The 5,802-nt window shown below is 59.0% G+C and carries 3 protein-coding genes; all 3 read left to right on the top strand.

The window, feature by feature from the left end:
* The first annotated feature begins 669 nt into the window (after positions 1–669).
* The gene (locus EOA60_RS15720) at positions 670–1,329 is read left to right on the top strand and encodes a response regulator transcription factor (RefSeq protein WP_024505389.1); all 660 of its coding nucleotides are present in this window, start codon (positions 670–672) and stop codon (positions 1,327–1,329) included.
* Positions 1,326–2,654: a HAMP domain-containing sensor histidine kinase gene (locus EOA60_RS15715; RefSeq protein ID WP_127213819.1), complete on the top strand. Its 1,329-nt coding sequence runs from the start codon at positions 1,326–1,328 to the stop codon at positions 2,652–2,654. The genes EOA60_RS15720 and EOA60_RS15715 overlap by 4 nt, the downstream gene beginning before the upstream one ends.
* Before the next feature lie 1,950 nt (positions 2,655–4,604).
* Positions 4,605–5,802 (top strand): pitrilysin family protein (locus EOA60_RS15710; protein ID WP_245502566.1); only part of this gene is annotated, 1,198 nt, incomplete at its 3' end.

Here is a 5,802-nt window from a genome sequence, read left to right as displayed (position 1 = left end):
ACGGCTGTCGCCCTAACGATCTTTGGTGTGCCGACTACAAGGGCGAGTTCGGCAGAGAACACGGCCGGGACAGGGGATCACAAACACTTGACCGTTCCAGACCCTGGCAGTGGCGCATCGATTGACCGTTGGCTCTGTTCGTGGGCACCGAAAATAGGGCCTTCTTGGTCCTCGGCAGAGAATATGGCCCGGACGGGGGATAACAAACACTTGACCGTTCCAGACTCTGGCAGTGGCGCATCGATTGACCGTCGACTCTGTTCGCGAGCGCCGAAAATACGGACGACCCCTATGGTCAAAGTGCACTTCTGACCTGCTAGGCACTGTTCGATAACTGGAGGCACCCGCTACGGTGCCCTCGTATTTAAGACACCTGTCAGTTTCAAGCCTGGACATTGACGCGTGGCGCGGCTGCCATTCGTTGACCGCCACGTCGAATTGCCCGCCAACCAGTGTACAGCCGCCGGTGGTCACATTGAGCAAAAGTGCCGAGATCAGGAGGGGTTTCATAAGGCCTCTTCGTTTGGCTTTGTTAACGACCCCTTTCTTGCAATTGTAGCTGACAGCAGCCTGAAAGCCCCCAGATATTCGCTGGCGCCGGTTCAGCCTACTGTCAGCTTCGATCAATAAGGCAGGAGCCTTGCCCTCATACCGGAGCTCGGCAGCCTGATGCGAATACTGCTCATTGAAGACGACGACGACCTTAGAAGTGCTGTGCACGATCATTTGGTGGCTGGTGGCCACGCGGTCGACTGGGCCGAGGGCCTGTCCGGAGCGCGCGGTCATGCAGCTGTGGCCGGCTACGACGTTATTTTGCTCGACGTTCACCTGCCGGACGGCAATGGCATCGACTATCTGCGGGAGCTGATCAAGGGGCTTGATACAACGCCGGTCATCATTCTGACAGCCCGCGATCGGATTTCGCATCGCATCGAGGGGCTCAACGCTGGCGCCGACGACTATTTGGTCAAGCCGTTCGATCTGGGGGAACTCTCGGCACGCATCCGTGCAGTGGCACGTCGCCAAGGGCATTTTCCGGAGCCGCAATTTTCGGTTGGGACGCTTTCCATACAGGCAGCCGAGCGACGCCTCTTCCGCGACGGGCAGGAGGTCCACCTGTCTGGACGCGAATGGGCGGTGCTCGACTGCCTTCTACGCCGGCCCGGTTCGGTCGTTTCAAAGGGGAGGATCGAGCACGCGCTTTATTCATTCAATTCGGAGTTCGAGAGCAACACAGTGGAGGTTTATGTCAGCCGGCTCCGCAAGAAGATCGGCGGGGATAGAATAGCAACCGTGCGTGGCTCCGGATACAGGCTCGTGGTCACATGACGAACTCGAACAGCATGACGAGAAAGCTGATATCGTGGTTAGGCGGGGCAACGCTCCCGGTTTGGATCGCCGCCCCAACCATTGCTGCGTTCATTTTTTGCAATAATGTAAACGAAAGTTCGGATGACTTGCTCCAGGGGAGCGCAGAGTACAGAGAACCAGAGCTGATCAAGGTCTTGAATGGAAAACACGTTGATCAATACAATAACCACTTGCCAACTTATGAAAAGTACTGGACCTATCGTGAGCGGGTTATTAATAAGTACGGGGTAGTGCTTATTTCTGAACCGGAAGAGGGTCAGCAGCCCTTCCCTGATGCTCCCCTGAGTAACGGCTTTTGGCGAAACGCTGATTACCGCGTCTACACAGAGGAGATCCAAGACGGCGTGTATCATCAGTTGGCCGAACCGCTTGATGGCCGCCGTACCACAATCGCGAAGGGCGCACTTTTTGTCTTCCTTCCGACACTCGTGCTCCTGCCCTTTAGCTTAGCTGTTTGGTGGATCGTGATCCGGCGCTCGCTGCGGCCAATCGAGGTACTGCGACAGCAGATCGGATCGCGCGACGGCGGCAATCTGTCACCAATGGACTTGGGCGATTTCCCGGCAGAGTTGGCTCCAATCGCGGCATCCGTCAATCGGCTTCTCGATCGTCTGCGGGCGGCTCTCGAGGCCGAACGCGAGTTCGCCGCAAACAGTGCGCATGAACTGCGCACGCCGATCGCAGGTTCAATCGCTCAGATGCAGAGATTAGTGGCCGAGCTTCCCAATGGGTCGGCCAAAATGCGTGCGCGCGGCATCGAGCAAGCGCTGTCGAGCCTTGGCCGCCTTGTCGAAAAAGTGCTTCAGCTCGCTCAAGCCGAATCGGGGGTTGGCATGGCGGATCACGCGATCGATCTTGTCCGATCGGTTCGGCTGGAAATCGATGACCTGAGGAAAAAGCCGCAATATGCCGGACGCCTGCATCTTAACGTCGACGGCTGCCCCACTTTGATGCGCAAAGTGGATGTCGATGCGTTTGGGATCCTCCTTCGTAACCTGATCGAGAATGCGCTGATACATGGACTGCCCACTGTTCCGACAACAGTTTCCGTCCAAACTGATGGAACCATCGCTATTGCAAACGCCGGACCGGTGGTGCCCCTCCCCGACCTCGAAGGGCTTACAAAGCGATTTAGTCGTGGTGCTACTCCTGCTGCGGGCTCAGGCCTTGGTCTACATATCGCTAACATGGTTATCCAGCGGATCGGTGGCAGTCTAGAGCTTGCGTCGCCCGCCCGCGGTCGCAATGATGGTTTCGAGGCGATCATACGAATTCCTCAATGACACCGGTGAATTCGACGACAGTTGGACACAGGGCGGATTGCTGGCAAGGCTGCTGACAGGGCGAACTGTACGGCAGTATGTATACGGCGTAGAAATCGTACTTCACACAACGCATTTCGGCCGCGGCAATCAATGCCGCTATCATCGTCTGAGCAGTTCGATCGAAGCGACACGACATGATCGGCAAAATCGAAGGCTCCGCCTCACCGCTCGCTCGATTTCGCCCGGGGAGAAAAAAGGCCATCCGAGAAAGTGCAAGCCGCCGCGCAAAGGCGACGTGTCCAATTGTCTGGGTGCCCCTGTGCGCCGGCCCGATCGGGTTGGCGCAGGTCCAGTAAGGACCCGGACCAACCATTCCATTTAGACGACCGGCAGGTTTTAATCGGCGTCCGGATCGCCGTCCCAAAATGCCCCAAGTATACGGCTAGAAAGGCTGCCAACGATCGAGCTTTGGTCGGAGGCGTGCTTGTCAGCGTCTTGGGTGCTTGACCGGCCTTTGCAATGGCCATCGCCATCGCAAGTATCGTGCGTGGCCAGTGAGACCGCAATTTCATCAGCCTGGAGCCGACCGTATCGGTGCTTTTTTATGATTTAGGGATTTTTCGTTTTCCTCTTGGATCATCACGGGTTTGGAGAGGATCTGGTGTTAAGTGCCATTCGGAGCGCCGGCGAACGGCCCGAAATTAATGTGGTCGAGTGATGAAGCCTCCCGAATGCGTTAAACGAGACCCTTTATGGCGGCCCTGGCTGACAACAGTCTGAAAGCTGCAAGCGGCATGCGAAAATGGGGCGATCCTGAATGACGACAGATGCTATCAACATGAAAGAGGCTCGCCCTGAAAGCTGAGCACGCTTTATGCTCAGGCTGCTGACAAGGCCAAAGCAGCGTAAGTGCGTAGTGAAATCCAAGGTCCACATGGGTCGTCGCGCGTCCCATGCGCCTGGGAAGGCGCCGGCCCGGCCAAGCTTTCCCAGCTCGTCCGCATGATGCTTCGCTGAGCGTCAATGGACGTTGGCGCGAGACCAAGGCGTCGTGCGTTGCAATCCGGACGGTCCAGGGTATCAGGAGTTTCACGGCCTCGGCCCGCTTGGCTGGCCACAGTTGAAGCTCCAACGTACCGGCTGGCACCGGGAAATTGGGCTCTGCGCTGCCTCAACGCTGATGGCACGGTCAATGCTTGCCTACCGATGGGGCCGCCCATGCCGTGATGCTGTCGGTCGACGTTCGCAAACCAGACCCTCGCGAGACCCAGCGAAGGGGCTCGCCGGTACGACGAGGGACCTTACCTCTTTATGCGCGGCATCATTATCGAGGATGACATGTTGCCTTACACGTCGTCCCTCGCGCTCGGGTCTTTGTGGGGCGGATGAAGTCCTGATCGCGGTGGCACTGCTGCATGTTTGCGTAAGACCCATCCAGTCACGATCGCGCTGTCCTTCGATGTCGCGGTGCTGATAGGCGGGCAGATCGGTGTGCGCGGCGCCCGCCAAAGGATCGTCGTCACGCCGGAGGAGGCGAGCGTCATAGCCGGCGCGCCGGCGAAAGGCGCTTTCTGTCGGATGCCCGACAATGTCGGATATCGCAAGTATCAAGGTTGGATCAAACCTTGCGAATCGGGGCTTTCTTACTTGGCACGGGGCATGCTCAGGTATCCGCAAACACCCAATGGATAACGAGCAGACTTCCCATGGCCTCACCATGCCGAAAGTTTCCCGGACGCATCCAAAGATGAGGCTCGCGTCAGGCCCAGCAACACGCTGACGGCTCATGTGGCTCGGCGTCGCGTGCCGATCCACTTTCTCCCAATAGGCGTTCGGGAGACATAGATCCTTCAAAATGAGGAACAGATCACTTTGCCAGGAACGCAGCCCATAACCCCACTCTCCCTACCAGAACTACCAAGCAAGCCCCGCACTCATGGGCTTCGCAGGACGTCCGTTGCGTCCGAGTTGGTCGGCGCGGGGCCGGCTCCGATCCCCGTCGCATGGGAGGACGGCAAGGCGAGGGATTTCGTGCTCGACAACGGCATGGAGGTGGTCGTCATTCCCAACCACCGGGCGCCGATCGTCACCCACATGGTGTGGTACAAGATCGGCAGCGCCGACGAGCCGCCGGGCAAATCCGGCATCGCCCATTTCTTCGAGCATCTGATGTTCAAGGCGACGACCAACCATGCGGGCGGCGAATTCGACCGCGCAGTGTTCGAGATCGGCGGCTCCAACAACGCCTTCACCTCCTCCGACTACACCGCCTTCTATCAGACAGTGGCGCCGTCGGCGCTCGAGCTGATGATGAGCTTCGAGGCCGACCGAATGCGAAACCTCATCCTGACCGACGATGTCGTCAAGACCGAGCGCGATGTGGTCATCGAGGAGCGCCGCTCAAGCACCGACACCAACCCGCAGGACGTTCTCCATGAGGAGATCGACGCGACGCTGTGGCAGAACCACCCCTATCGCATCCCGATCATCGGCTGGATGCAGGAGATCGAGCAGCTGAACCGCGTCGACGCCACCGTCTTCTATGAAAAGTACTACTGGCCCAACAACTCCGTGCTGATCGTGGCCGGCGATGTCGAACCGGACACGGTGCGGGCGCTGGCCGAAAAGACCTATGGCAAGGTGGCGCGCGGACCTGACCTGCCGCCGCGCATCCGGCCGGTTGAGCCCGAGCAGAACACCAGGCGCACCGTCACGCTCTCAGACGCCCGCGTCAGCGTGCCCAGTTTTTCGACGCAGTGGGTGGTGCCGTCCTACCACACCGCCAAGCCGGGCGAGGCCGAAGCGCTCGACCTGCTGGCCGAAATTCTCGGCGGCGGTAACCGCGGCCGGCTCTACCAGGCGCTCGCTGTCCAGCAAGGTATCGCTTCCAGCGCCCGCGTCTATTTCCAGGGCACTATGCTCGACGACACCAAGTTCGCCATCTATGGCGCACCGCGCGGCGATGCCAAGCTGGCTGATCTCGAAGCGGCGGCCGCTGCCGAAGTTGCCCGCATTGCCGAGGATGGTGTCAGCAACGAGGAACTAGGCAAGGCCAAGGACCACTATTTGCTCAATATGATCTTTGCGGAAGACAACCTGGACTGGCTCGCCAGCATCTACGGCTCGACGCTGGCCACCGGCGGTACCGTGGAGGGTGTCGAGGAAC

Origin of the sequence: Mesorhizobium sp. M1A.F.Ca.IN.020.06.1.1, from assembly GCF_004023265.1 — a bacterium.
Lineage (GTDB): Bacteria > Pseudomonadota > Alphaproteobacteria > Rhizobiales > Rhizobiaceae > Mesorhizobium.
The sequence above is the reverse complement of the archived record's forward strand: the minus strand, read 5'-3'. Positions and strand labels throughout refer to the sequence as shown.

Bases quoted from the DNA above. Each gene is read 5' to 3' on its own strand.
- EOA60_RS15720 (WP_024505389.1), top strand. From the start codon at position 670: ATGCGAATACTGCTCATTGAAGACGACGACGACCTTAGAAGTGCTGTG.
- EOA60_RS15715 (WP_127213819.1), top strand. From the start codon at position 1,326: ATGACGAACTCGAACAGCATGACGAGAAAGCTGATATCGTGGTTAGGC.